Below are 24,747 nucleotides of genomic sequence, written 5' to 3'. Positions count from 1 at the left end.
TTGGACATCCAGCTTTCTGGTTATCCAGCCGTGCTCTTTTCCATCAGGCCGTCAGGTCATCAGCTGGCATCCGCCGTGGCCGGCAGTGCCTTGGCGATCTCGCGTGCCAACTGCTCGCCGGCCACACGCCAGCCTTCGCCCAGGCTATTGACCAGCGCCGGATAGCCGTCATCCATCAGGGGAGTCAGTGTCTGGATGTCGCCTTCCTCCAGCACGCTGCCATCCACGCCGCGCAGGCGCCAGCGCCCGGTGATGACGGACTGGCCATCATGGCGGCCGATGAAGCGATCCAGGCTTACGCTCAGGCGTGCGCCCTTGAGGCCGCTCAGGCTGGTATCCGCGATACGGTACTGGCTCAGCGGTTGGGCGGGGCTGGCCTTGAGCTGCGTCAGCAGCTGGCGGGTCAGCATGTCCTGCAGGTCATCGGCCCACAGGTTCTGGCTGGCCTGTACCAGCGTGATGTCGTCCGTCTGATAGACCAGACTGCCGCCTTCCAGGTAGCTGGCCAGTTGCACCGGCATCACTTCCAGCAGGGGCGCATCGGCGGCAACGCTGCGCTGGGCGGCACCGCCCTGTGTCGTTTGTGGCAGCAGGTAGGCGCCACCGGTGGCGGCAGTCGTGCAGCCCGCCAATGTGCCGAGCATCAGCAAGCCTGCCATCAGGCCGCCGAAGCGGCCCTTGTGCGACGTGGAAGTGCGCGGTGAGGCAGACGCGCTGCACGCTTGCGGCATGGCGGCTGTACGGGTCGAGAGACTCATGGCTGTCGTCATCATTGGGCCCTTGGAATCGGATCGCGAGTGGTCGGCTTGTCGAAGATCAGGCTGGAGGGATTCTTCTCCAGCGTGTCGAGCAGCGGTTCCGCCTTCTTGAGCACGCGGTCCAGTCGTTCGAGATCGCCTTCCAGCTTGCGGTAGGCGGAAGAATCCGGTGTCAGGCCATCCAGGGTGCGATTGAGGTTGTCGATGCTGGTGCTGATATCGCCCGGCAGTTTCTGTACCGCCTCGGAACCCAGCAGGCTATCGACATGACCGGCCGTCTTGTCGAGGCGCTTGACCAGACTCTCGGAGGCCGACAGCGTCTTGTTCAGGTTGCTCAGTACCGGCTCGACATCGAGTGCATTGAGCTTGTCGAGCAGGGCATTGAGCTTGGCTTCCATCTGCGCCAGCCCTCCCGAGACGCTCGGCATGACCTCGATATCATCGAAGGTATCGGCCTTGTAGGGCGGCGGACTGTCATAGAAGTCGAGATCGACGAACAGGGCGCCGGTCAGCAGGTTGCCGGATTTCAGCGTCGCGCGCATGCCGCGCTTGAAGAGGCGCTCGAGGCGCTTCTTCCACTGGGCCACGCCTTCATCATCCACTTGCCCCTCGAGGCGTTCAGGCTCGATGCGAATCAGCACCGGAATCTCGAAGCTCGACAGCGTCCGCACGCGCTGGTGGGTCAGGCGATAGGGCACGCTGACCACGGTGCCGAGACGGACGCCGCGGAATTCCACCGGCGCGCCGCGCGACAGGCCACGCACGGTATCGTCGACCATGATCACGTAGTCGATGGCCTGGTGGAAGCTGCCTTCACGGGCCTCTTCCTGGTCGGAGTACAGCGTGAAGGAGGTGTTTTCGACCACCGGACGACCACGCGGCAGGTCTTCGGGAATGCCGAAGGCCACCCCTCCGCTCAGTACGCTTTCCAGTGACCCGACATCGACCTGCAGGCCCTGGGAATCCAGGCGCAGGCTGACCCCGCTGGTGGACCAGAAGCGCGTGGTGGAGGTCACCAGCTCATGGTAGGGCGAGTCGATATACAGGGTGTAGTGCATTTCCTTCTCGCTGGGGCGGAACTCGCTGGATTCCACGCGCCCGACCACGAAGCCTTCGTAGGTGACGGGGTCGCCATCCGACAGCACGCTGCCATCGTTGCTGGTGAGGTCGATGCGCAGCCCCTTGGCGTCCTGCGTCGTCACCGGCGGTTGCTCCAGTGCCACGAAGTGATCCTCCTCATCGCGACTGTCGCCGGGCTGAAGTTGGATATAGGCCCCCGACAGCACGGTGTTGAGGCCACTGATGCCCTCACGACCGATGCGCGGCTTCACGACCCAGAGCCGCGAGTCGGCATTGAGCATGCGCTCGCTGTCCTTGGACATGCGCGCGGTGACGATGGTCTTGTCGAGATTGTCCGACAGACGCACGGATTCGACCTTGCCGACCTCGACGTTACGGGTCTTGATCAGGGTCTTGCCCGCCTCGATACCTTCCGCCGTCTCCATTTCGATCGTGATCAGCGGGCCACGGCTGGCGTAGTTGTGCCACACCATCCAGGCGCCGATCAGCAGGGCCACGATCGGGACTATCCAGATCGGCGAAAGGCGGCGTCGACTTTCACGACGTGCGCGAGAATCATCACTCATAAGTCATCCTGTGAGGCGGCAGCGGAAGGGGGATTGCGGGAAGCATTCGGGGTCGTGAATGGCGTCGTGAACGGAGGCGTGGCCTGCGAGGACGCGGCAAGAGACGCGGAGCCCGTCAGCGGCGTCAGCGGCAGATCACCGAACAGCGTGTTCGCCATCATCGTCTTCTCCGTCTCGGTGTCCCAGACAAGGCGTGGGTCGAAGCTCAACGCCGACAGCATCGTCAGCACCACCACGCAGGCAAAGGACAGCGCCGCGGGCCCCGGGTGGACCGACATCAGCGCGCCCAGCTGGATCAACGCGGCCAGCAGCGCCACCACGAAGACATCGACCATCGACCAGCGCCCGACATATTCGGTGATGCGGTACAGGGCCACCCGCGCTCGCGCATGCTGCACCTCGGGGCGCTGGGCGCTGATGCACAGCCAGGCGATGGCGATCATCTTCGAGGCCGGCACCAGGATGCTGGCGATGAAGATGACCATCGCGATAGGCCAGTCACCATGTGACCAGAGCACCACGATGCCACCGGCAATCGTCTGCGGGTCATTCTCCCCGAGGCTGACCGTGGTCATGATCGGGAAGAGGTTGGCGGGGATGTACAGAATCGCCGCCGCGATCAGCCACGCCCAGGTGCGCTGCAGGCTCTGCGTCTTGCGCTGATGGACAGGGTCGCCACAGCGGCGGCAGTGGGTGTGCGCCTCCCGTTCGCCGCAGGCGTTGATCAGGCCGCAGCTATGGCAACTGGCCAATCCCTGCAAGGCGGCGCCGATGCCTGGCAGCGTACCGCTGGGGGCGGCTGGCTCGCCCGCCAGTGCGAACCACATGCGATCTCCATCGATGCTGGCCAGCGTCTTGGTCATCAGCAGGGCGAAGGCGCAGAACGCCCAGAAGGAAGGGCCGAAGCTGATATCGGCCATGCCGGCGATCTTGACCAGGCTCACCATCACGCCGACTAGAAACACATCCGCCATCATCCACGGGCGCAGGTGGCTCAGGGTGCGCGCAATGCCGCGAATGCCCGGCAAGGGCAGTTTCAGCCCGATGGCCGCATGGGTGTAGATGACGCCCAGCAGGTAGAGCGCCGGCAGCATCACGATGGTCAGGATCAGCAGCACGGCCAGGGAAGGATAGGACTCGGCCGTCAGGGCGGCTGGCGTATCGATCAGGCTGAGGCTTGCCGAGATGCCACTGGTGGCAAAGGCGATGAACTCGAAGGGCAGCGTCAGCACCAGCATCACCAGGCACGCCATCGCCAGTGCCAGGGTGCGTTGCACGGCATGGGCGTGGCGCTGGGCGAACAGATGATCGCAGCGCGGGCAGCGGGCGCGCTCGCCGGCCTTGAGCGCCGGCAGGGCCACGACGAGATCGCAGCACTCGCAGGCACGCATCCGCCGCCGTGACACGCCTGACGTGACAGGCGCGAACACCTGCGGCGGATCACGGGTTTCAAAGGTACGCCGGGTGTAGCGGCGCAGGGCAGCAAGGGGACGAGGCATGTCGCTCCAGCGGGATCGGGTGGTGTATCGCCGTGCCGCGCGTGTTCGGGGCATGCGCAGAGGCGTTGTCAGTCGCGGCTTGACCACGCCTGTGGTTGCGCTCTTGGGGAAGCGCTCTCGGGGATGCGCCGTCAGTGGCCTGGCCCCATGCACACGCGGACCTGCGAAGGTATAGGAGCTGTAGGAGCACCAGGCCTGCGCAGGCAAACAGTGTTCGATAGTAGCATGATGCCGCAAAAGGCTGATGGCACTCAATGCTTGCCGCGTGAGCGCGCCTTTTTTTGCCAGCCTGCAAACAGGCACGCCGCCCGGAGAGGGCGGCGTGCAGGGCCGTCACGCAATGTGACAGCAATGAGGCTTCTGTCGTGATCAGAGATCAGACAAGGTCATCCTCCTGGCGGGCCGCTTCGTGGGCTCGCTTGAGGTCCTTCGGCTCACCGAAGAGGCGGCGCACGACCACATAGCAGACCGGCACCAGGAAGATCGCCAGCACCGTGGCCGAGATCATCCCGCCGATCACGCCGTTACCGATGGCGTGACGGCTGGCGGCACCCGCACCCGTCGAGATGGCCAGTGGCACGGCACCCAGGGTGAAGGCCAGCGAGGTCATCAGGATCGGGCGCAGACGCATGCGCACGGCTTCCATGGTGGCATCGATCAGCGAGCGACCTTGCACTTCAAGGTCCTTGGCGAACTCGACGATCAGGATCGCGTTCTTGGCCGAGAGCCCGATGGTCGTCACCAGGCCGACCTGGAAGTAGACGTCATTGTCGAGTCCGCGCATCCAGGTGGCGAGCAGGGCACCCAGCACCCCCAGCGGTACCACCAGCATGACGGAGAACGGAATGCTCCAGCTCTCATACAGCGCGGCCAGACACAGGAAGACGAAGACCAGCGAGATGGCATACAGATACGGTGCCATGCCGCCACTCTGGGATTCCTGCAGCGAGATGCCGGTCCATTCCAGCGCGACGCCATTGTTGAGCTGGCTGACCATCTCTTCCATGGCCTGCATGGCCTCACCGGTGGAGTAACCCGGTGCCGCCTGTCCCAGCAGTTCCATCGAGGAGACGCCGTTGTAGCGTTCCAGCTGCGGCGACCCGTAGGTCCACTCGCCGTTGATGAAGGCGCTCAGCGGCACCATCTCGCCGGAGGTGTTGCGTACGTACCACTTCTTGAGGTCTTCCGGCTGCATGCGGGCACTGGCTTCCGCCTGCACGTAGACCTTCTTGGTACGACCGTTGTCGAGGAAGTCATTGACGTAGGTCGAGCCCCACGCCGTGGAAAGCGTCGAGTAGACCTCTGACAGCGAGACCCCCATCGCCGTCGCCTTGAGTTCATCGATATTGAGCGTGAACTGCGGGCTGTCTTCCAGACCATTGGGGCGCAGGCCGGTCACGGCCGGATTCTGGCCCGCCATGCCCAGCAGCTGGTTGCGCGCGTCGGTCAGTGCCTTGTGGCCGATGCCGCCACGGTCGACCAGCATCATGTCGAAGCCGCTGGCGTTGCCCAGTTCCATGATCGGCGGCGGGTTGATGGCGAAGACCAGGGCTTCCTTCAAGGTGCTGAAGTAGCTCTGTGCTTCACTGACCACGCTGAAGGAATCGCGCTCGCGCTCATCCCACGGCTTCAGGTTGATGAAGGCCAGCCCCATGTTCTGACCGCGACCGGCGAAGCTGAAGCCGGCGACGTCGAACATTTCCTGAACCGCATCTTCCTGATCGACCAGGAAGTGATGCTCGACCTTTTCCAGCGTCTCGAGCGTCTGTTCCTGAGTGGAGCCCACCGGCAGGATGACCTGGTTGAACAGATAGCCCTGATCCTCATCCGGCAAGAAGCCGGTCGAGATGCGCGTGAACACCACGCCACAGCCGACGACGATCAATGCATAGACCAGCATCGAGCGACCGGTGCGCTTGAGCATGCCGCCAACGCCTTTCTGGTAACGCGCGTTGGAGCGATCGAAGACCCGATTGAAGAGGCCGAAGAAGCCGGTGGTCTTCTCCTTGGTCGGCTTGAGCAGGGTGGCGCACAGGGCCGGCGTCAGGATCAACGCCACCAGTACGGACAGCGTCATCGCCGAGACGATGGTCACCGAGAACTGACGGAAGATCGCGCCGGTGGTGCCGGGGAAGAAGGCCATCGGAATGAACACGGATGACAGCACCAGGCCGATACCCACCAGTGCGCCGGTGATCTGGCCCATCGACTTGCGAGTCGCTTCCAGTGGCGAGAGCTTCTCTTCGTGCATGACGCGTTCGACGTTTTCCACCACCACGATCGCATCGTCGACCAATAACCCGATGGCGAGCACCATGGCGAACATCGTCAGGGTATTGATGGAGAAGCCCAGCACTTCCAGCACCCCGAAGGTGCCCAGCAGCACGACCGGTACCGCGATGGTCGGAATCAGGGTGGCGCGGAAGTTCTGCAGGAACAGCAGCATCACCAGGAAGACCAGTGCCACGGCTTCCAGCAGTGTCATCACCACTTCTTCGATGGAGATCTTGACGAAGGGCGAGGTGTCGTACGGAACCTTGAAGCTCATGCCCGGCGGGAAGTAGGCGGACAGCTCATCGAGGCGGTCCTTGACGGCCTGGACGGTGTCCAGCGCGTTGGCGCCCGAGGCCAGCTTGATCCCCAGGCCTGCAGCAGGCTTGCCGTTGTAGCGGCTGACGGTGCTGTAGGTCTCGGCGCCTTTCTCGGCGCGACCGACGTCACGCAGATAGACCTGAGAGCCATCTTCCTGGGTCTTGAGCAGGATGTTGCCGAACTGCTCCGGCGTTTCAAACAGGGTCTGCGCCACGATGGTGGCGTTGAGCTGCTGGCCTTCTTCCGCCGGCAGATTGCCCAGCTGGCCCGAGGCGATCTGGTTGTTCTGCGTGCTGATGGCCGTGGTGACGTCGCTGGTGGTCAGCTTGAAGTTGTTGAGCTTCTGCGGGTCGAGCCAGACACGCATGGCCCCCGGCGCGCCGAACAGCTGGGTCTCGCCGACGCCCTGGACACGCGCGACCTCATCCTGGATGTCGGAGGCGACATAGTCGGTCAATTGCTGCTTGGTCATGCTGCCATCGTCAGAGACGAAGGCCGCGACCATCAGGAAGCTGCCGGAGGACTTGGTGACCGAGACACCCTGGTTCTGTACGGATTGCGGCAGGCGCGGAGTGGCCAGCTGCAGCTTGTTCTGTACCTGAACCTGGGCGATGTCGGGATCGGTGCCGGTGTCAAAGCTCAGCTCGATGCTGGCGTTGCCCTGGGAGTCCGAGGTCGAGCTCATGTACAGCAGATTGTCGATGCCGTTCATCTGCTGCTCGATGACCTGGGTCACCGTGTCTTCCACCGTCTGGGCGGAGGCACCGGAGTAGGTGGCCTGAATGGTGATGCTGGTAGGGGCCAGCGAGGGGTACTGCTCGATCGGTAGCTTGAGGATACTGAAGATACCCCCCAGCATCACGATGATGGCGAGCACCCAGGCAAAGATAGGGCGATCGATGAAGAATCTGGCCATGACGTTTGAGGCTCCTGGAACGTCGTTCGGGACGGTCGCCAATCACACGAGAAGCGTCTCTCGTCTGACTGGCGACAGTGGCGCGAAAAGCGGGGGCAGGCTTACTGGCTATCGCCGGTCTTGGCCTGTTCACTTTCCGAGGAGTCGCTGCTGGCAGCAGTCCGCGACTGAGGTGCGGCGTTCTGGTCAGTGCCTGTCTCGTCCGAGGCGATCTCGACCGTGGCACCCGGCTTGATCTTCTGCAGACCGCTGACGATGACCTTGTCATTGCTGTCGAGGCCGCTGGTCACCAGCCACTGATTGTCGATGGCCTGACCGATCACGATCTGCTTGGCCTCGACCTTGTTCTCGGCATTGACCGTCATCACGCTGGCCTGGCCCTTGCTGTCACGGCTCACGGCCTTCTGCGGAATCAGGATGGCTTCCTTGGCGACGGCTTCGGTCAGGCGGGCACGCACGAACATGCCCGGCAACAGCAGCTCATCTTCGTTGGGGAACAGTGCGCGCAGCGTGACCATGCCGGTTCCCTGGTCGACAGTGACATCCGCGAACTGCAGCTTGCCCTTGGCGCCATAGACGCTGCCGTCTTCCATCACCAGCTCGACTTCCGTCTGGACCGGGGCGGTGGCGGCATCGCGATTCTCGCCCAGCTCACGCTTGAGACGCAGCACCTCGGTGGCGGACTGGGTCAGGTCGACATAGATGGGGTCCAGCTGCTGGACGGTGGCCAGGCTGGTTTCCTGACTGGCCGTGACCAGTGCGCCCTTGGTGACGCTGGACTTGCCGATACGACCACTGATCGGTGCGGTGACCTTGGTGTAATCCAGGTTGATCTGCGCGCTGGATACCGCGGCCTTGGCCGAGGCGACATCGGCACGGTCTTCGCCGACGGTGGCCACGGCATCATCATAATCCTGCTGGCTGACCATCTTGCGCGCGACGAGATTCTTGTAGCGCTTGGCCTTGAGGCTCGAGGTGTTGAGGCTCGCCTCGGCACGCGCCAGGCTCGCCTTGGCGCTCTCGACATCGGCGCGATAGGTGCGCGAATCGATGTGATAGAGCACCTGACCTTCCTCGACGTCACTGCCTTCGGTGAAGTCGCGCGATTCGATGATACCGCCGACCTGCGGACGCACTTCCGCGATCTGATAGGCACGCGTGCGGCCCGGAAGTTCGCTGGTGAGCGGTACATCCTGGGCGGTGACGGTGACGACATCGACCTGAGCGGCCTGGCTGGCGCCTGCGGCGGAGCCTTGGCCAGCCTCTTCCTTGTCGCCGCTACAGCCGGCCAGCAGGGCACCGACCAGCAGCAGGCTTGCCGGAAGCAGGCCGAGGCGGCGGGCATTGAAAGCCAATGGGTGTCTCTGCAAGCGGGATTGACTGGGGGAAGTCGGGGCCATGGAGCGTCCTTTACGAAATTCAGGGGCTGAAGTGCGTCACTATCGCCACATTGTGACTCACCGCAGGCGCGGCAGGTCAAAGCAACGATGTCATGATGAGGAATATATTTAGCCCGCTATTCTATCGGAATGGCGAGGCGACTGTATGGTTGTTTTGTGCAGTTATTGCGCACCCTGTTGCAACAGATTGTTGCCATGTGAGCAGCATTCTGAACCTCATGGAGGGGATGCAAGACAATGCAATTCGCTTGCCATGCCCGCAGGCGTGCACATGTCTCGCCTCACGCAAGGTGCGTGCACAAGTCAGGTGAGGCCAGGGCAGTGATGGTGCACCAATATGCGCAAATTCTGAATAAGTTATCAGGTCGAAGTGTCTGAATGATGAACTCCCCGGCCCTGTACGCGAATGCATGTCGCCAGCACAGGGCGGATCAGCGGATCAGCGGATCAGCGTGAGGTCGGGAGAGCGGGAAAGCGGGAAAGCGGGAGGGTGAAAGAGCGGAAGCGCTGAGGGGCTGAAGCGCAGGGCGACCTCTTGAGTCATCTGGCGGGAGCAGCGCAACCACAAGAGGACGCGGCAGGGGCGGGTGACCAGGGGCGGAACGCCGTGAATTGTGCCACCAGCGGGGCAAGGCTTGCGCGGTCCTCCGGCAGCTGTGGTTGGCGCAGCAGACGCAGGCGCGGGCGATCAGCGAAGGCCTCCTCCAGTCTGGCGGCCCAGTGTCGTTGCTGTTCTCGCCAGGTCGCGACCCACTCAGCCTGCGGCTCGTGGGGCGTTGAGGGGGACTTGCCAGCCTCTTGCGCGGCGGGCTCCGGCAGGCACTGATTGATGATCAATCCGCCGACGGCCAGACCATGGGCTTCCAGCGCCTCTCGTGTTCGAGTTGTCTCCAGACACGGCAGCTTCTCCGGCGTGCTGACCAGAATCACGCGCGCCCGGCGGGTATCGCTCAAGCGCTGACGCAATGCTGCGTAGCGCGTACGGCGTTGCTCCAGCGCCTCGCTGATCGGGTCTTCCGGCGCTTCTTCGCCTGGCGCCTCTGATGCCTGCTGACTGTCCAGCCACAGGCTGCGTTCGGCGATGGCGCGCCTGCGCTGGCCCAGCATGCCCTCCAACCAGCCGCCCAGCACTTCGGGCAGGCTGAGCAGGCGAATGGTGTGCCCGCTGGGGGCCGTATCGAACAGGATGTGGCGATAGTGTGGAGCTTCACCTTCCAGCGGGGCTGGCGGGGTCAGGATGATCTCCACCAGTGCATCGAAGAGTGCCGCTTCACTGGTGCCGGGGGCGTGGCGTGACAGTTCGAGCTGGCGCATCACGGTGGCACTGCGCTCGCCACTTACCAGAGGGGCGATCCGCTGGCGGACCGCCTCCAGGTAGCGGTCGCATTCCCGCTCGGGGTCCAGTTCCATCACGTCGAGGCGCGGCGCGATGTTGCAGGGCTTGCCACCGATCGCACCGAACAGGTCGCCGAGATTGTGCGCGGGGTCCGTCGACACCAGCAGGGTCGCTTCGCCTTTCTCCGCCAGTGCCAGCGCCTGCGCGGCCGCGCAGCTGGTCTTGCCGACACCGCCCTTGCCACCGAAGAACCAGATCTCGGGGGGCTCCGATTTCCCGGCTTGCCCCGGCGCTCGGCCAGGCTGAGGAGTGTGAGTCTCGTAAGTCTCGCGAGCCGCTGACGGCTGAGTGCCTTCCCAGACAGCCGTATCTTTCGCCTTGCGGGATGCTGCGCGTTTCCAGAGCCTGCTTAACAGCACTTGATGCCCTCCAGCGGTGAATGCTCAAGCCCCTGACGCAGGTGCCAGTCATGCATGCGTTCCAGCATCAGCGGCAGCATCTCCAGCGAGACGGCCGGCGCCGGATTGGGGATGCCCATCAGCTCCGCGAAGCTCATCATCATGAAGATGTCCTCCTCTTCACGGGCAAGCTGCGCCAGATCGCGCTGCTGGTTGACGCGCAGCATGGCCTCCCAGCCATCCCGCAGCTGAATGGCGCCTGTCAGCAGGCGCCTTGTCAGACCCGGCTGGCGGGGTGATGACGCCAACCGGGTATCGTCATCAGCTCTCATGAGCGCTCACCCGGGCGGGAGACTTCAGGCTGCGGCTGGCTTCGAGCAGAATCCACAGCGCGAACACCATGATCAGGCTGCCGAAGGTGAACAGCAGCCATTGCGGGTCGTTGCTGCCCATGCCCGACCAATCCAGCACCACCTGCTTCACCATCGCCCACAGCGTCATGATCATCAAAAAGACCATCGGGGCCAGGGTATAGATGACAGGGCGGCCCTGACGCTTGAGCCACACCGACACCAGCATCAGCGAGATGCCCGCCAGCAGCTGATTGCTGGTGCCGAACAACGGCCACAGCAGGTAGCCGCCGGAACCGAAGCCCTTGGGCCCCTGCGGCAGGATGACCAGCGCGGCACTGGCGATGACGGCGATGCTGGTGGCGACATGCTTGTGGCTGAGCGCCGGCATGCCGTATTCGCTGCCCAGTTCCGCGATGATGTAGCGCATCAGGCGCACGGCGGAGTCCAGCGTCGTCGCCGCGAAGCTGACCACGATGACCGCGACCAGCGTACTGCCGACATTGGCGGGCAGGCCGAGGTGCGAGATCAGCTGACCGGACCCCTGAACGAAGCTCGAGAGCCCATTGGCACCCGCCGCGGCGAAGCTTGAATAGGTTGCGGTGAAGTCGGCCTGGGTTGTGAACAGGGTCGCCACCGCGATGATGGAAATCAGCGCCAGCATGCCTTCGCCCAGCGCACCGGAGTAACCGATCAGGCGCGCATCCGGTTCATGGGACAGCTGCTTGGAGGTGGTGCCGGAGGCGACCAGGCCGTGGAAGCCCGAGATGGCGCCGCAGGCAATGGTGATGAACAGCAGCGGGTAGAAGGACATCTCGGCATCGGCGTTGAAGGCCGGCGCCGTCAGCTGCGGGCCACCTACGGCCAGTCCCAGATACAGCAGTACCAGCCCGACCACCAGCTGGTGAGAGTTGATGGTGTCGCGTGGCTGCAGCAGCTTCCAGACCGGCAATACCGAGGCGATGTAGACATAGCTCATCAGCGCGATGATCCACACCAGGAAGGCGCTGGAGATGGGCGAAAGGCCGAACAGCAGGGTGCCATCCTCGCCACCGGCCATGGCGGTGAAGGCACCGGCCAGATCGATCTGCAGGAACTCGAACTGACCCGCCAGCAGGGCGGCGGCATACATCACCATCAGCGCGAGCAGCGAGGGAATCAACATCTTGCCGCCACGACGATAGACGCGATGGCCGATCCATACCGCCAGCGGAATCTGGATCAGCACCGACAGCACGCTGGCCGGGAAGTTGATGAACAGATTGGCGATCACCCAGGCGAACACCGCGTTCAGCATCAGGACCAGAATCAGGATGATGAAAAGAAACAGCAGCTTGGCACGCTTGCCGATCAGCTTGTCCGCCAGGGTGCCGACCGACTGGCCGCGATGGCGCGCCGACAGCGTCAAGGTGCCGAAATCATGCACGCCTGCGGCGAACAGACTGCCCAGCACGACCCACAGCACGGCCGGCAGCCAGCCCCAGTAGACGGCGATCGCCGGACCGACGATGGGGGCTGCGCCCGCCACCGAGGTGAAATGGTGGCCCCACAGCACCCAACGATTGGTCGGCAGGTAGTCGGTGTCATCGCGCAGCGCGTGGGCTGGCGTCACGAAATTCGGGTCGAGGCGGAAGATGCGTTCGGCCAGAAAGCGGGAATAGAAGCGATAGCCGATGGCGAAGGCAACGCAGCCGAACAGGGCAAGCCAGATGGCGTTCATGGCAGATTCCGAGGGGCGTGGTGATGGATTGAGTAGGGCGTATTGGCGTGTGTCAGGTGTCTGGACGCGTGCCGGAGGGCTTTCAACACACTGATGCAGATCGGCGTGACGCTAACATCGATAAATGCGCATATAACTTCGCCATTGGTCGCCCCGACGCGCGCCGGCATGTCGCGAGCCGACTTCTTGGCAATGACTCAATCGCCGCCTCTCTGCGTGGACTGAACGCAGAAGCGCGCCACCGCCTTGTGCTCAGGCGGCATCACGCGCGGGGTAGCCGTTTTTGCCTCGCTCTGCCTTGCGACCAAGGAGTATCAGTGGGTTGATCCACGCGACCTTGTGTTCCGCCAAGCTCTTCTATACTCGAAGCAAGTCGGAGCACGGGGAGCCGCTCAGCGCCGTCATCTGGGTGAGGCTCTCGATAACAATGACAAGGAGGCGCCGATGTCATGGATCGCGGAATGCCTTTCCCGTGTCACCAGGCCAATGCGTCTGCGCTTGCGACGCACAGTGACGACCCTGACACTGACAGCCCTTTCCTCTTCGGTGCTGGCAGTCGAATACAACATGCCGGTCGGGGTCACCGCGGTCAGCCGCGAGATCCACTCGCTGCACATGATCATCTTCTGGATCTGTGTGGTCATCGGCATCGTGGTGTTCGGTGTCATGGGCTACGCGATGATCAAGCACCGCAAGTCACGCGGTGCGGTATCGGCAAGCTTCCATGAAAATACCCGTATCGAGATTCTGTGGACCGCCATCCCGCTGTTGATCCTGGTGGTGATGGCGGTGCCTGCCACCGCCACGCTCAAGGACATGTACGACGCCTCCGAGTCGGCGCTGGACGTGAAGATCACCGGCCATCAATGGCGCTGGCAGTACGAGTATCTGGGCGAGGATGTCGCCTTCACCTCAAGCCTCGCGACCCCGCGCGAGCAGATCAACAACACCGCCGCCAAGGGCGAGCATTACCTGCTGGAAGTCGACAACCCGCTGGTGTTGCCCATCAATCGCAAGGTGCGCTTCCTGACCACCTCCGCCGACGTCATCCACTCCTGGTGGGTGCCGGACTTCGGCGTCAAGAAGGACGCCATCCCCGGCTTCATCAATGAGGCCTGGACGCGTATCGAGACCCCCGGCACCTATCGTGGCCAGTGCACCGAGCTGTGCGGCAAGGACCACGGCTTCATGCCGGTGGTGGTCGAGGCGTTGCCGGAGGCCGAGTTCGATGAGTGGCTGATCGCGCGCAAGGCCGAAGCCGAGGCCGCGCTCAACGATGCCGGTCGTGACTGGAGTCTCGAGGAGCTGATGGAGAAGGGCGAGAAGACCTACGCCACCATCTGTGCCTCCTGTCACCAGCCGGATGGCCAGGGCATGCCGCCGGCGTTCCCCTCGCTGGTGGGCAGCGCCATCGTCACCCAGGACATGCAGGCGCACATCGATATCGTGGTCAACGGCAAGGCGGGCACGCCCATGGCGGCCTTCGCCGATGTGCTGAGCCCGGTCGAGCTGGCGGCTGTCATCACCTATGAGCGCAACGCCTGGGGCAACGATACCGGCGAGCTGGTGCAGCCAGCCGTCATCAAGGAACAGCTGTCTCAATAGCGTGCAAGCGACGCATTCAGGAGGCGTGTCATGGCCAGTGAACAGCCACGCAAGGCGGTACTTCAGGCCAGCGAGAGCGAGGGGGCCACCGCAGGCGGCGCTCATGTGGGCGAGGGCCACGGCAGCGCGCCGCGCGGCATGCTGCGCTGGCTGCTGACCACCAATCACAAGGATATCGGCACCCTCTATCTGATCTTCTCGCTGAGCATGCTGTTCATCGGCGGCATCATGGCGCTGGTGATCCGCACCGAGCTGTTCCAGCCCGGCCTGCAGATGGTGCAGCCGGAGTTCTTCAACCAGATGACCACCATGCACGGGCTGATCATGGTGTTCGGCGCCATCATGCCGGCCTTCACCGGGCTGGCCAACTGGATGATTCCGCTGCAGATCGGCGCGCCCGACATGGCGCTGCCGCGCCTCAACAACTTCAGCTTCTGGCTGTTGCCGGTCGCCTTCCTGTTGCTGCTTTCCACCCTGCTGATGGAGGGCGGTGGCCCCAATTTCGGCTGGACTTTCTATGCGCCGCTGTCCACCACCTATGCGCCGCCTTCGACCAGCTTCTTCATCTTCTCGCTGCACATCGCCGGCATCAGCTCGATTCTCGGCGCCATCAACATCATCGCCACCATCCTCAATCTGCGTGCCCCGGGCATGCGCCTGATGGACATGCCGCTGTTCGTCTGGACCTGGCTGATCACCGCCTTCCTGCTGATCGCGGTGATGCCGGTGCTGGCGGGCGCCATCACCATGATGCTGTTCGACATCAACTTCGGCACCAGCTACTTCAATGCCGCCGGTGGCGGCGACCCGGTGCTGTTCCAGCATCTGTTCTGGTTCTTCGGGCATCCCGAGGTCTACATCATGATCCTGCCGGCCTTCGGCATCGTGTCCGCCATCGTGCCGACCTTCTCGCGCAAGCGGCTGTTCGGTTACGCCTCGATGGTCTACGCCACTGGCTCCATCGCGATCATGTCCTTCCTGGTCTGGGCGCATCACATGTTCGCCGTCGGCCTGCCACTGGTGGCGGAACTTTTCTTCATGTACACGACGATGCTGATCGCGGTGCCGACCGGCGTGAAGGTCTTCAACTGGATCGCCACCATGTTCCGCGGCTCCATCAGCTTCGAGCCCCCGATGCTGTTTGCGATCGCCTTCATCGTCCAGTTCACCATCGGCGGCTTCTCGGGCCTGATGCTGGCCATCGCCCCGGCGGATTTCCAGTACCACGACACCTACTTCGTGGTGGCGCATTTCCACTATGTGCTGGTGCCCGGCGCGCTGTTCGCGATTCTCGCCGGAGCCTACTACTGGCTGCCCAAGTGGACCGGCTTCTATCCCCATGAAGGGCTCTCGAAGTGGCATTTCTGGCTGTCGGTCATCGGCGTCAACCTGACCTTCTTCCCGATGCACTTCTCGGGGCTGGCCGGCATGCCGCGCCGCATCCCGGATTACGCGCTGCAATTCGCCGACTTCAACATGCTGTCCAGCATCGGCGCCTTCCTGTTCGGTATCTCGCAGCTGCTGTTCCTGGTCGTGATCGTCAAGTGCGCGCGCGGCGGTGTCAGAGCGCCGGCGTGTGCCTGGGAGGGCGCGGTGGACCTGGAGTGGAGCGTGCCGAGCCCGGCGCCGCTGCATACCTTCGAGATTCCTCCGCAGACCCGCGATGGCCAGATCATCCGCTGAGCAATGGACAGCGGCCAGGAGAGTGACATGCCCTCACGCGATCACGCAGCACAGCAACAGGCAGTGGCACGCACCGTGCGGCGCACGCTGCTGGCGCTGGTCGCGATGCTGGGCTTCGCCTTCGCGCTGGTGCCGCTCTATGACGTCTTCTGCAATCTCACCGGCCTGAATGGCAAGGCCGCCAGTCAGGCCAGGGCCGCGGTGGCGATGGAGATCGACGAGAGCCGCTGGGTCTCGGTGCGCTTCATCACCCAGCAGGGGCAGGGCCTGCCGTGGACACTCGAGGCGCTGGATGAACAGTTCCGTATCCATCCCGGTGGCCAGTACAGCGCGCGTTTCGTGTTCACCAATCACGCCGATTACCCGGTGCGTGGCCGCGCGGTCCCCAGTGTCAGTCCTGCCGAGGGCTCACTGCATCTGCGCAAGATCATGTGCTTCTGCTTTCAGGAGCAGACGCTGGCAGCAGGCGAGCGGCGCGAGCTTCCGCTGGTCTTTCAGGTCGACCCTGACCTTCCGGAGGGCATTCGTGATCTGACCCTGGCGTACACGCTCTATCCGGTCACGACGCCGTCATCCGCGGGGGACGATGGTGCAGAGCATTCTGCAGGAGGTGAAACATGAGCAGTGGCAGCTATTACGTCCCGGCCCACAGTGCCTGGCCCATCTTCGGCGTGCTGGCGGTGGGCGGCATGATGATCGGCACCGGAATCTGGATGGTGCACGGCAGCGCCGCCTGGTTGTCAGGCATCGGTCTGCTGGCCGTGGTGCTGGTGATGGCGGGCTGGTTTCGGGATGTGGTGCGCGAGTCGATGGGCGGCCTCTACGATGACCAGATGGACCGCTCGTTCCGCTGGGGCATGGCCTGGTTCATCTTCTCGGAATTGATGTTCTTCGCGGCCTTCTTCGGGGCGCTGTTCTATCTGCGAACCTTCGCGCTGCCCTGGCTCGATGGCGAGGGCGCCAAGGGGGTGACGGCGCTGCTGTGGCCGGACTTCACCGCCAGTTGGCCCCTGATGACGCCGCCGGATGCCAGCATCGCCGGGCCCAGAGAGCTGCTGTCGCCCTGGCAGCTGCCGCTTGCCAACACGCTGTTGCTGGTCAGTTCCAGCGTCACCCTGACGGTGGCGCATGAAGCACTGAAGATGGAGTTTCGGCGCACGGCGCGCAACTGGCTGGCGGGCACCGTGGTACTGGGGCTGTGCTTTCTGACCCTGCAGGGCATCGAATACTACGAGGCCTGGCACCACCTGGGGCTGACGCTGCAGGCGGGGGTCTATGGCGGCACCTTCTTCCTGCTGACCGGTTTTCATGGTCTGCACGTCACCATCGGCACCCTGATTCTGATCGTGATGCTGGTGCGCGTGATGCGCGGCCACTTCTCGAGTGAACGTCACTTCGCCTTCGAAGCGGCTGCCTGGTACTGGCACTTCGTCGATGCGGTGTGGATCGGTCTGTTCCTGTTCGTCTATGTGTTCTGACAGCACGCGGCGTGATGTCAGTCCAGCATTCCGGTGGAGAAGCCAATGACCAGCAGAATCACCAGACACACTGCCAGGCCAACCCGCCATTTGAGAGAGGTCAGCAGGCGTCGACTGCGGCTGCCATCGCGCAGCAGAAAGCCGGCGCCGGCGACCAGGCTTGCCAGCATGCCGATAAAGACCAGTGCGATCAGCGATTTGAGCAGCATGTCACCTCCCGGGGCGCAGACAGTGGCGGGTGAGCACAGCGCGGCACTCGCTTGTGACAGTCGAGCTCATTCGGCTGACAAGCGCAAGTCAGTGCCTGCGGCGCAGGCGTCTTCAACGGCGGCGACGCAGGAGCGCCAGGTCGGACGCGGCTGGTGGCTGTTCTGGGGATGCCTGATCGTGCTCGGCCTGTGTCTGTGCAGCTGGCAGGTGATGCGTGGCCAGGCGCGTGCCCAGCATCTGGAGGATACCGCCAGCGCGCCGGAGCTGGTGATGCCGACGGCGCCACCCGCCAGTGCCAGCCTGATCGAGTTGCGCGGCGAATGGCTCGCGGAACACAGCCTGCTGCTGGACAACCGCACGCTGGACAAGCGCCATGGCGTGGCGGTGCTCACGCCCTTTCGAACGCTGGGTGGCCGCTGGTGGCTGGTGGAGCGCGGCTTCGTGGCATCGCCGGCACCCCGCAGTGACCCGGAGTTCACGACCCCGACAGGCTCCGGGGTGATCAGTGGTCGCTGGCAGTGGTTGAACGGCCAGGGCACCAGCGGTGGACCACTGTTCGGCCCCAATCGCGAGGGGCAGCGCCTGCAGCAGGTCGATCTGAGCGCCTGGCAGGCGCTGGGCACACCGGCCTTTGCGGGTGTTCTGCACCAGACGAGCGGGGAGGGGCGATTCCTGCCCTGGTGGCAGCCGAGCAACATGACGCCGGAGCGCCATTACGCCTATGCGCTGCAGTGGCTGGGGCTCAGCCTGGGGGCGGCGGTGGTCATGATTCTGGGTGCGCGCCGCCAACGTCAGTCCGCGCTACGTCAGCGCCAGGCCTAGCGCCCGGTGCTTGTGTCTTGAGTCTGTTGTCCGCACGCCCGGACATGCAGGGAAGCCGTCGTCAGGAGGAGAGCGATGACACACGTGATGCGACAGCGTCTGAAACTCGTGGCCTTGCTGGGGCTGTTGTCCGCCCCGCTGCCCTTGGCGTGGGCCATGCTGAGCGCACAGGTAGGGATTCCCGAGGGGCGGGTGGCAAATGGTGCCCTGTTGCCAAAGGTCAAGCCGCTCACGGACTGGTCGCTCGACTACCTCGTGACAGAGAACGCCACTGACAACGTCACCGAAAACGCCACAGGAAGCGCGACTGGCGGCGCTGTTGGCGCGAAGGAGGCCCCCGGCATGCCGCCGCTGGCCGCCCGAGGCGCGGATGAGCAGCGTTTCTGGCTCAGCTGGCCGGAGCCGAACCAGCCGCAGCTGGCCGCGGCGCAGGCCGAGCGCTGGTGGCGCCTGCATCGCGCACTTGGCAAGGAGGCGCCACGCCTGGGCCGCCTGGTGGTGGCTGAAAGGGCCTTTGTGCATCCTCAGGTGCCGGGCGAGCAACGGGCGCTCGGGCGCTGGCCAGCGCCCAACGACACCACTTCCGCGCCGCACCAGTTACGCCTGATCGACCCTCACGGACAGGTAGTGGTCGCCTACGGGCCCGAGATCACGCCGCAGGCCGTGATGAAGGATGTGCGCCGGCTGCTCAAGCGTAATCCGGTTGCGCCTCGGTAGGTCGCGCCTCGCCAGGTCGCGCGTGATCTTCTTTCGCTTCACCAGGGAGATATGCCATGTCTCGCCTCGCCATACAGAAGCGCTATCCACCGCGGGCCTGCGCCGTCTCGCGGGCTCGCCAACGAGGGGCGGCGTTGCTGCCTCGCCCGCCATTTCTGCGTCACGCCACCACTGATGAAGCTGCCGCCGCGCAGGCCTTCTCGATGGCGACGCCTGAGCTGACGTCTGATCTGGTGCATGGCCCTGTCTCACGGCAGGCGGCGAGCCGGCGGGTGACGGCACGCCTGTGGCGGAGCAGCCAGCGACTGGTCGCCAGCATGCTGGGACTGGTCATTCTGGTGATCGGGCTGGGAGCCTGGACGCGGCTGGTGGACGCCGGTCTGGGGTGCCCCGACTGGCCGGGCTGTTATGGCGCTCTTGTCGTGCCGGATGCCCAGACCGCGAGTCTGCATAGCCCGCATCATCCGCTTGAAGGCTACAAGGCGTGGGCGGAGATGATCCATCGCTATGCGGCGAGTCTGCTCGGGCTTGCGGCAATCGCTTTGCTCGCGCTGGGCTGGCGGATACGCCGTCGGGAGGCTCATCACTCGCAGGCCTTCGAGGGTGGCAGCGGCGAGGCAAAGGTGACTGATCACTGGGGCGCGGAGGCGCGCACGCGTTTTCCCCTGGCCGGCTGCTGGCTGTTGTTGGGCATGCTGTTGGTCCAGGGCGCGTTCGGGGCCTTTACCGTGACGCTGAAGCTGTGGCCGCAGGTGGTGACGCTGCATCTGCTGGGCGGTCTGAGCGTATTGAGCCTGCTGCTGTTGCTGTGGCTATCACTCAGACGGCGGGCGGCGCACCTCAAGGTGACAGATGAGCAACACAAGGCGGGCGCTGATGGAGCGCACATCCGGCGTCAGCCCTGGCTGGCCACTCTGGCCGCGGTTCTGCTGCTGGGGCAGCTGGCCCTGGGGGGCTGGACCTCGAGCAATTATGCCGGGCTTGCCTGTGAGGGTTTCCCGACCTGCAATGGTGCCGCATGGCCGGCGATGGACTGGGGAGAGGGCTTCCACCTGACCCAGGATGTCGGCCCCAGCTATCTGCACGGGCAGCTGCATGGTGAGGCGCGCACGGCCATCCACATGGCGCACCGTGGCGGGGCCGTGCTGCTGGGGGCGGTGCTGTTGGCGCTGTATTGGCGCCAGCGCCGCCACTTGCCGGCGCGGAAGGCGGCGCCTGACAACCCCTGGCGCTGGGCGCTGGGGTGTTGGCTGGTGCAGGCAGGCTTGGGAATCGCCAATGTGCTGTGGTGGTTGCCGCTGGATCTGGCGCTGGCGCATACCCTGGGGGCCGTCGCGCTGACGCTGGCGATGGTGTGGGCGATGGATCGGATGCGCCAGGCGGCTCGCCTCAAGCGGGCACCCGTCTCGCAGGCGCTGGCCTGATGAGAGGCAGAAGGTGGGCAAGACGGTAAGCAGAAGAGAGACACCCAAGCGCGCGTGATCGCGCTCACCAGACCGCAAGAGGCCGCTCTCATGAGCGGCCTCTTGCGGTCTGCGTCGTATCAGCCGGTATCCTGTCAGGCGGCGCTGCCGAAGCGCTCCTGCAGGTAGGCATTGATGGTGTCGGATTCGTACATCCACTCTTCGCGCCCATCGTCATGGGTGATCAGCAGGCACGGCACCTTGACGCGACCGCCACCCTGTTCGAGGGCCTGGCGGTGAGTGGCGTTGTGCTGGGTGTCGCGCTGCTCGACGTTCAGGTTCAGCTGATGCATGCGCTTGCGCACCTTGATGCAGAACGGGCAGGTCGAGAACTGATACAGCGCCAGTTTGGCCGTCTCGGCGTCCACCTCGGCCTGCTGGGCGGGGCTGCGCTCGAGCGCGCTGCCACGGGTCAGCTTCTCGCTGAGCAGCATGAAGGGAGCCAGCACCAGACGCAGGGTGCGGAAGAACAGGCGGATGATGGAGCGCATGGCAGAACCTCATGGGACGTGCGGGTATCGGCGCCAGTGCCGCAGGGCGGGTGGCGAATTTACAATGGGGCCATTCTAGAGCTCAGCGGCCTCGGCGTCTTCCCCATGCGCGTTGCGGATATGCGTCAACAGGGACTGTCGCAACCAGCGGTGCCCGGGGTCCTGCTCGTGGCTGGCATGCCAGATCAAGCGGTAGCTGAGCGCGGGCAGGCGCATCGGTAGCTCAAGAATCGCCAGCCCATGCAGCTCGCTGCTGGCCTGGGCAAAGCTTCTGGGCGCGCAGAACACCAGTTCGCTGTGCGCGACGATGCTCAGGGCATCGCGGAAATCCGGCACCAGCACGCTGATGCGGCGTGGTGCGCCGTGCTGCTCCAGCCGCTCATCCAGCGACCAGCGTGAGCGCCCCTCGCAGGTGGCCTGGACATGACTCAAGGCCGCGAATTCGCTCAGCGTCATCGGTGTCTGGCGCCGCGTGAGCGGATGATCACGCCGCACCAGAATCACATGGTCGTCGCGCCACAGCAGGCGCGACTGGAAGCCAGCGGGGAGGGCAGGCGGCTCGCCCGGGGTCTCGGAGCTGTGATCGTGTCCGGCAAGCCCGATATCCAGCTGGCCCTTTTCCATCAGGCTCAGGCAATCGGCCTGCCAGCGACTGATCTCGAGGCTGCCATGCGGCAGCGCATCGGTCAGTGCCCGCGTGCAGGACGGCATCAGGGTCGCCCAGGCGCTTTCCAGCACCGCCAGCTGAAAGCGCCGCTGGCTGGTGGCGGGGGTGAAGGTGGCAGGGGCGCTCAGGTTCTCGAGACGCGAGAGCAGCTCGGCCAGCTCGCCACGCAATGACAGGGCCCGCGCCGTGGGGCGCAGACCATGGCGTTCGCGAATGAAAAGGGCGTCATCAAACATCACGCGCAGGCGTGCCAGACTCTTGCTGACGGCAGACTGCGAGAGATGCAGGCGGCCTGCCGCGCGCGTCACGCTGCACTCTTCCAGCAGTACCTGCAGCACCTGCAGCAGATTGAGATCGATGCGCGTGTTGAAGGGCGTGGACGCTGGCGCTGAGCCCGAAGACGCAGGCAGTGACGACGCGGCTGGAGACTGGGCACCAACCGGCCTTGCGGGTGTCTGCGGAGCAGTCGCGCTCATGAGTTTCTCCAGTGGAATATCAGGCCTGAAATAATATCATTTTGCTTCATAAGTCGCAGGCGCTAGGCTCTGCGGATTCTTGATGGCCCCTCTATCGGGCCGCCCTTGGCTTCTGACTCTCGAGATTATCCATGTCCGTGTCTTCCTCTGCTGCCGCAAGGCCCATGCCCAACGCACGATTATTGCTGTTGCTGCTGGTCGGCTGCGTGATGTTCTCGCCGCTGGCGATCGATATCTATCTGCCCTCACTGCCGGCGATGGCGCGTGAATTCGCCCAGCCCACCGATGTGATGCAGATGACGGTGACGCTGTTTCTGGGCGCTGTGGGTGTCGGACAGATTCTGGTCGGCCCGTTGACGGACCTCTACGGACGACGTCCGGCGCTGTTGGGCGGCGCGACGGTCTACCTCGTCGGCGCGATGGTCGCCGTGCTGGCACAGGACATCAGCATGCTGTATCTCGGGCGTATCCTGCAGGGGCTGGGAGCGTGCGCCACGGTGACGGTGGCCTTCGCGGCCGTGCGTGACTGTTACACGCCGGAGCAGGGCGCCAGGATGTACAGCTATCTGAATGGTGCGCTGTGCATCATCCCGGCGCTGGCGCCGGTGCTGGGCGGCCTGCTGGCGGTGCAGTTCGGCTGGCGCTCCAACTTCCTGTTCATGGCCGCCTTCGCGCTGTGCGTCGGCCTGATGGCGTGGAAGAGCTTTGGCGAGACGCGTCCGGCCACGACGGTCGTGGAGCGTCCGCTGTACAACTGGGCGCGCTACCGCCCCGTGTTGACCAGCTGGCGCTTCCTGTATCAGGCGCTGGTCGCGATGGCCGCGATGAGCGCCATCCTGCTGTATGTCTCGTCGTCCTCCGAGCTGCTGGTCGAGCGCCTCGGTCACTCCGAGCTGGTCTTCAGTGCCCTGTTCGGCGGCAATGCCGTGATCAATATCATCACCTTCTTCTTCGCACCGCGCGTGATCACGCGCCTCGGCCGTCAGCCCACCGTGCGCCTGGGGCTGGCGATCATCCTGCTCTCCGGCCTGATGCAGGGCGCGGCCTTCGCCTGGCTACCACTGTCTGCCGCTGCCTTCATGGTGCCGGTGGCAGTGCTGTCGGTCGGCTTCTCGTTGGCGCTCGGGGCGGCATCAAGCCTGGCGCTGGAGGCCTTCGCTGAGCGTGCCGGCACTGCGGCGGCGCTGCTCGGCAGCATCCAGCTCGGCGGCTCGGCAGTGGTGGCAACGGTGCTGCTCAATACGCCGCTCGCCCCTCAGCAGGGACTGTTGCTCATCAGCGTGGTGATGGTGCTGCCGTTGCTGCTGCTGGGTGCGCGACGTCAGCCGGGCGTCTAGTCGGTAAGACTGCCCGGTGGGACTGGACAGGCATGGAGGATTCGCTGGCTGGCGCCAGCGGCGGGCCGCAGGGCAGAGATGGTTCATTGAAGGCACCTGACCAGAGTATGCTTGTCGCTCGATCCGCATGTCGCCAAGGAGGCACCATGGAATCAGCGGCGCGTGTGCGCGTGATACTCAACGGGGACAAGGCTCAGCAGCCGGAGCTGCGTGAGGCCATCTTCGCTCAGCGTGAGCGTATGGCAGGGCTTGAAGTGCGGTTGACCTTCGAGGGAGATGACGTCGCGAGGCTGGTGAGCGAGGCGGTCGATGAAGGCGTCACGCGGCTGGTCGTTGGCGGCGGTGACGGCACCCTCAATCTGATCGCCAATGCATTGATGCAGCATCCACTCGCGAAGCGTCCGGAAGTCGCGATCCTGCCGTTGGGCACCGCCAATGACCTGGCGACCTCGCTCGGCATCCCCGAGCCGGTGACGGAGTCGCTGGCGCTGGCCTGTGAAGGCGCGGCGCGAGCCGTCGATGTGGTGCAGCTGGATGATGCCTATTTCCTCAACATGGCCTCGGCAGGTTTCGGTGCCGAGGTGACGCGCTCGACGCCCGGTGGCCTCAAGAAGCTGTTCGGCGGCGGGGCCTATTCGCTGATGGGCGTGCTCAAGGCATGGGACTTCCGTCCCTATCGTGGCAGCGTGACCCTCAACGGGGTGGAGGAGGAGCTGGCGTTGTTCGTGCTGGCGATCGGCAATGGCCGTCAGGCGGGCGGCGGTCAGGAGCTTGCACCTCGGGCGCTGCTCGATGATGGCTGCTTCGATGTGCTGGTGATCCGCGACTTCCCCATCGCCCGGGTGGGTGAGGTGATCGAGGAGCTGGAGTCGCTCCCCGACAACGGCCATTTCGTGCGGTATGTGCGCACTGACTCGCTGCACTATCGTGGTGAGTCGCTGCCGGTGAATCTCGATGGCGAGAGCTACCTGATCGAGAACAGCGAATTCCAGCTGATTCCCGGCGCTCTGCGTCTGGTCGCCCCGCAGGACGCCGCCCTGCTGACACACTCATGAGCCCGCAGATGGGCCATTGAGCGCTGGCTGAGCCATGAGAGCTGGCTGGTACACGAGCGCAGTCTGAGGTTTACTCAGGCTGCGCTCGTTGCGTTGGTGGCAGCGTATTCTTCCAATCTCTCGGCCGC

The 24,747-nt window shown here is 64.4% G+C and carries 20 protein-coding genes; 9 read left to right on the top strand and 11 right to left on the bottom strand.

Going from position 1 to position 24,747, the window contains the following annotated elements:
* Positions 1 to 59: 59 nt before the first annotated feature.
* The 8 genes from ACJJV2_RS12410 to ACJJV2_RS12375 all read right to left on the bottom strand — a co-directional run bounded on the left by ACJJV2_RS12410 (position 60) and on the right by ACJJV2_RS12375 (position 12,615).
* Positions 60 to 758, bottom strand: a complete 699-nt coding sequence (locus ACJJV2_RS12410; protein WP_405281294.1) for a membrane integrity-associated transporter subunit PqiC — start codon at positions 756 to 758, stop codon at positions 60 to 62.
* An 11-nt stretch (positions 759 to 769) separates the two neighbouring features.
* The gene (gene pqiB, locus ACJJV2_RS12405; RefSeq protein WP_284892264.1) at positions 770 to 2,404 is read right to left on the bottom strand and encodes an intermembrane transport protein PqiB; all 1,635 of its coding nucleotides are present in this window, start codon (positions 2,402 to 2,404) and stop codon (positions 770 to 772) included.
* The gene (locus tag ACJJV2_RS12400; RefSeq protein WP_405281290.1) at positions 2,401 to 3,903 is read right to left on the bottom strand and encodes a PqiA/YebS family transporter subunit; all 1,503 of its coding nucleotides are present in this window, start codon (positions 3,901 to 3,903) and stop codon (positions 2,401 to 2,403) included. The genes pqiB and ACJJV2_RS12400 overlap by 4 nt, the downstream gene beginning before the upstream one ends.
* A gap of 376 nt (positions 3,904 to 4,279) precedes the next feature.
* A complete protein-coding gene (locus ACJJV2_RS12395; protein WP_192838457.1) occupies positions 4,280 to 7,411 on the bottom strand; it encodes an efflux RND transporter permease subunit in 3,132 nt (1,043 codons plus the stop codon).
* Between the two features lie 101 nt (positions 7,412 to 7,512).
* Entirely contained in the window at positions 7,513 to 8,811 is a 1,299-nt protein-coding gene (locus ACJJV2_RS12390; RefSeq protein WP_405281287.1) for an efflux RND transporter periplasmic adaptor subunit, read from the bottom strand.
* A gap of 540 nt (positions 8,812 to 9,351) precedes the next feature.
* Complete coding sequence (locus tag ACJJV2_RS12385; RefSeq protein ID WP_405281284.1) at positions 9,352 to 10,566, bottom strand: ArsA family ATPase; 1,215 nt, start codon at positions 10,564 to 10,566, stop codon at positions 9,352 to 9,354.
* On the bottom strand, positions 10,557 to 10,877 hold the full coding sequence (locus tag ACJJV2_RS12380) for a cory-CC-star protein (RefSeq protein WP_199852375.1): 321 nt from the start codon (positions 10,875 to 10,877) through the stop codon (positions 10,557 to 10,559). The genes ACJJV2_RS12385 and ACJJV2_RS12380 overlap by 10 nt, the downstream gene beginning before the upstream one ends.
* Positions 10,867 to 12,615, bottom strand: a complete 1,749-nt coding sequence (locus ACJJV2_RS12375; protein ID WP_405281280.1) for a carbon starvation protein A — start codon at positions 12,613 to 12,615, stop codon at positions 10,867 to 10,869. Before ACJJV2_RS12375 ends, ACJJV2_RS12380 begins: the two co-directional genes overlap by 11 nt.
* A 444-nt stretch (positions 12,616 to 13,059) precedes the next feature.
* Between ACJJV2_RS12375 and coxB the strand changes: the two genes are divergently transcribed.
* From coxB to ACJJV2_RS12355, 4 genes are read left to right on the top strand one after another with little or no spacing between them, the layout of a single operon-like run.
* The gene (gene coxB, locus ACJJV2_RS12370) at positions 13,060 to 14,220 is read left to right on the top strand and encodes a cytochrome c oxidase subunit II (RefSeq protein ID WP_405281277.1); all 1,161 of its coding nucleotides are present in this window, start codon (positions 13,060 to 13,062) and stop codon (positions 14,218 to 14,220) included.
* A gap of 30 nt (positions 14,221 to 14,250) precedes the next feature.
* Positions 14,251 to 15,903: a cytochrome c oxidase subunit I gene (gene ctaD, locus ACJJV2_RS12365; RefSeq protein ID WP_107335293.1), complete on the top strand. Its 1,653-nt coding sequence runs from the start codon at positions 14,251 to 14,253 to the stop codon at positions 15,901 to 15,903.
* A gap of 27 nt (positions 15,904 to 15,930) precedes the next feature.
* A complete protein-coding gene (locus ACJJV2_RS12360) occupies positions 15,931 to 16,524 on the top strand; it encodes a cytochrome c oxidase assembly protein (protein ID WP_107335292.1) in 594 nt (197 codons plus the stop codon).
* The gene (locus ACJJV2_RS12355; protein ID WP_405281272.1) at positions 16,521 to 17,381 is read left to right on the top strand and encodes a cytochrome c oxidase subunit 3; all 861 of its coding nucleotides are present in this window, start codon (positions 16,521 to 16,523) and stop codon (positions 17,379 to 17,381) included. Before ACJJV2_RS12360 ends, ACJJV2_RS12355 begins: the two co-directional genes overlap by 4 nt.
* Positions 17,382 to 17,398: 17 nt before the next feature.
* Here the strand turns inward: ACJJV2_RS12355 and ACJJV2_RS12350 are convergent, their stop codons facing one another.
* Positions 17,399 to 17,590, bottom strand: coding sequence for a DUF2909 domain-containing protein (locus ACJJV2_RS12350; RefSeq protein ID WP_043337068.1), 192 nt, complete (start codon positions 17,588 to 17,590; stop codon positions 17,399 to 17,401).
* Between ACJJV2_RS12350 and ACJJV2_RS12345 the strand changes: the two genes are divergently transcribed.
* From ACJJV2_RS12345 to ACJJV2_RS12335, 3 genes are all read left to right on the top strand, one after another.
* Positions 17,589 to 18,413 (top strand): SURF1 family protein, encoded by an 825-nt coding sequence (locus ACJJV2_RS12345; RefSeq protein ID WP_405281269.1) that lies wholly within the window; start codon positions 17,589 to 17,591, stop codon positions 18,411 to 18,413. The genes ACJJV2_RS12350 and ACJJV2_RS12345 overlap by 2 nt on opposite strands.
* 75 nt (positions 18,414 to 18,488) lie before the next feature.
* A complete protein-coding gene (locus tag ACJJV2_RS12340) occupies positions 18,489 to 19,130 on the top strand; it encodes a hypothetical protein (protein WP_405281266.1) in 642 nt (213 codons plus the stop codon).
* A gap of 317 nt (positions 19,131 to 19,447) precedes the next feature.
* Positions 19,448 to 20,554, top strand: coding sequence for a COX15/CtaA family protein (locus tag ACJJV2_RS12335; RefSeq protein WP_405282222.1), 1,107 nt, complete (start codon positions 19,448 to 19,450; stop codon positions 20,552 to 20,554).
* Positions 20,555 to 20,688: 134 nt separating this feature from the next.
* On the opposite strand, the gene ACJJV2_RS12330 is transcribed toward ACJJV2_RS12335, so the two are convergent.
* Positions 20,689 to 21,084 carry a glutathione S-transferase N-terminal domain-containing protein gene (locus tag ACJJV2_RS12330; protein ID WP_043337063.1) on the bottom strand — a complete coding sequence of 132 codons (396 nt, stop codon included), beginning with the start codon at positions 21,082 to 21,084 and terminating at the stop codon, positions 20,689 to 20,691.
* A gap of 75 nt (positions 21,085 to 21,159) precedes the next feature.
* Positions 21,160 to 22,227: a LysR family transcriptional regulator gene (locus ACJJV2_RS12325; protein WP_405281263.1), complete on the bottom strand. Its 1,068-nt coding sequence runs from the start codon at positions 22,225 to 22,227 to the stop codon at positions 21,160 to 21,162.
* A gap of 131 nt (positions 22,228 to 22,358) precedes the next feature.
* Between ACJJV2_RS12325 and ACJJV2_RS12320 the strand changes: the two genes are divergently transcribed.
* Positions 22,359 to 23,564, top strand: coding sequence for a multidrug effflux MFS transporter (locus ACJJV2_RS12320; protein ID WP_240916702.1), 1,206 nt, complete (start codon positions 22,359 to 22,361; stop codon positions 23,562 to 23,564).
* Positions 23,565 to 23,710: 146 nt separating this feature from the next.
* Positions 23,711 to 24,619: a lipid kinase YegS gene (gene yegS, locus ACJJV2_RS12315; RefSeq protein ID WP_404326251.1), complete on the top strand. Its 909-nt coding sequence runs from the start codon at positions 23,711 to 23,713 to the stop codon at positions 24,617 to 24,619.
* Positions 24,620 to 24,747: the final 128 nt, after the last annotated feature.

The sequence above is a fragment of the Cobetia sp. Ld8 genome, from assembly GCF_045066615.1.
In the GTDB taxonomy this organism is placed as follows: domain Bacteria; phylum Pseudomonadota; class Gammaproteobacteria; order Pseudomonadales; family Halomonadaceae; genus Cobetia; species Cobetia amphilecti.
The sequence above is the reverse complement of the archived record's forward strand: the minus strand, read 5'-3'. Positions and strand labels throughout refer to the sequence as shown.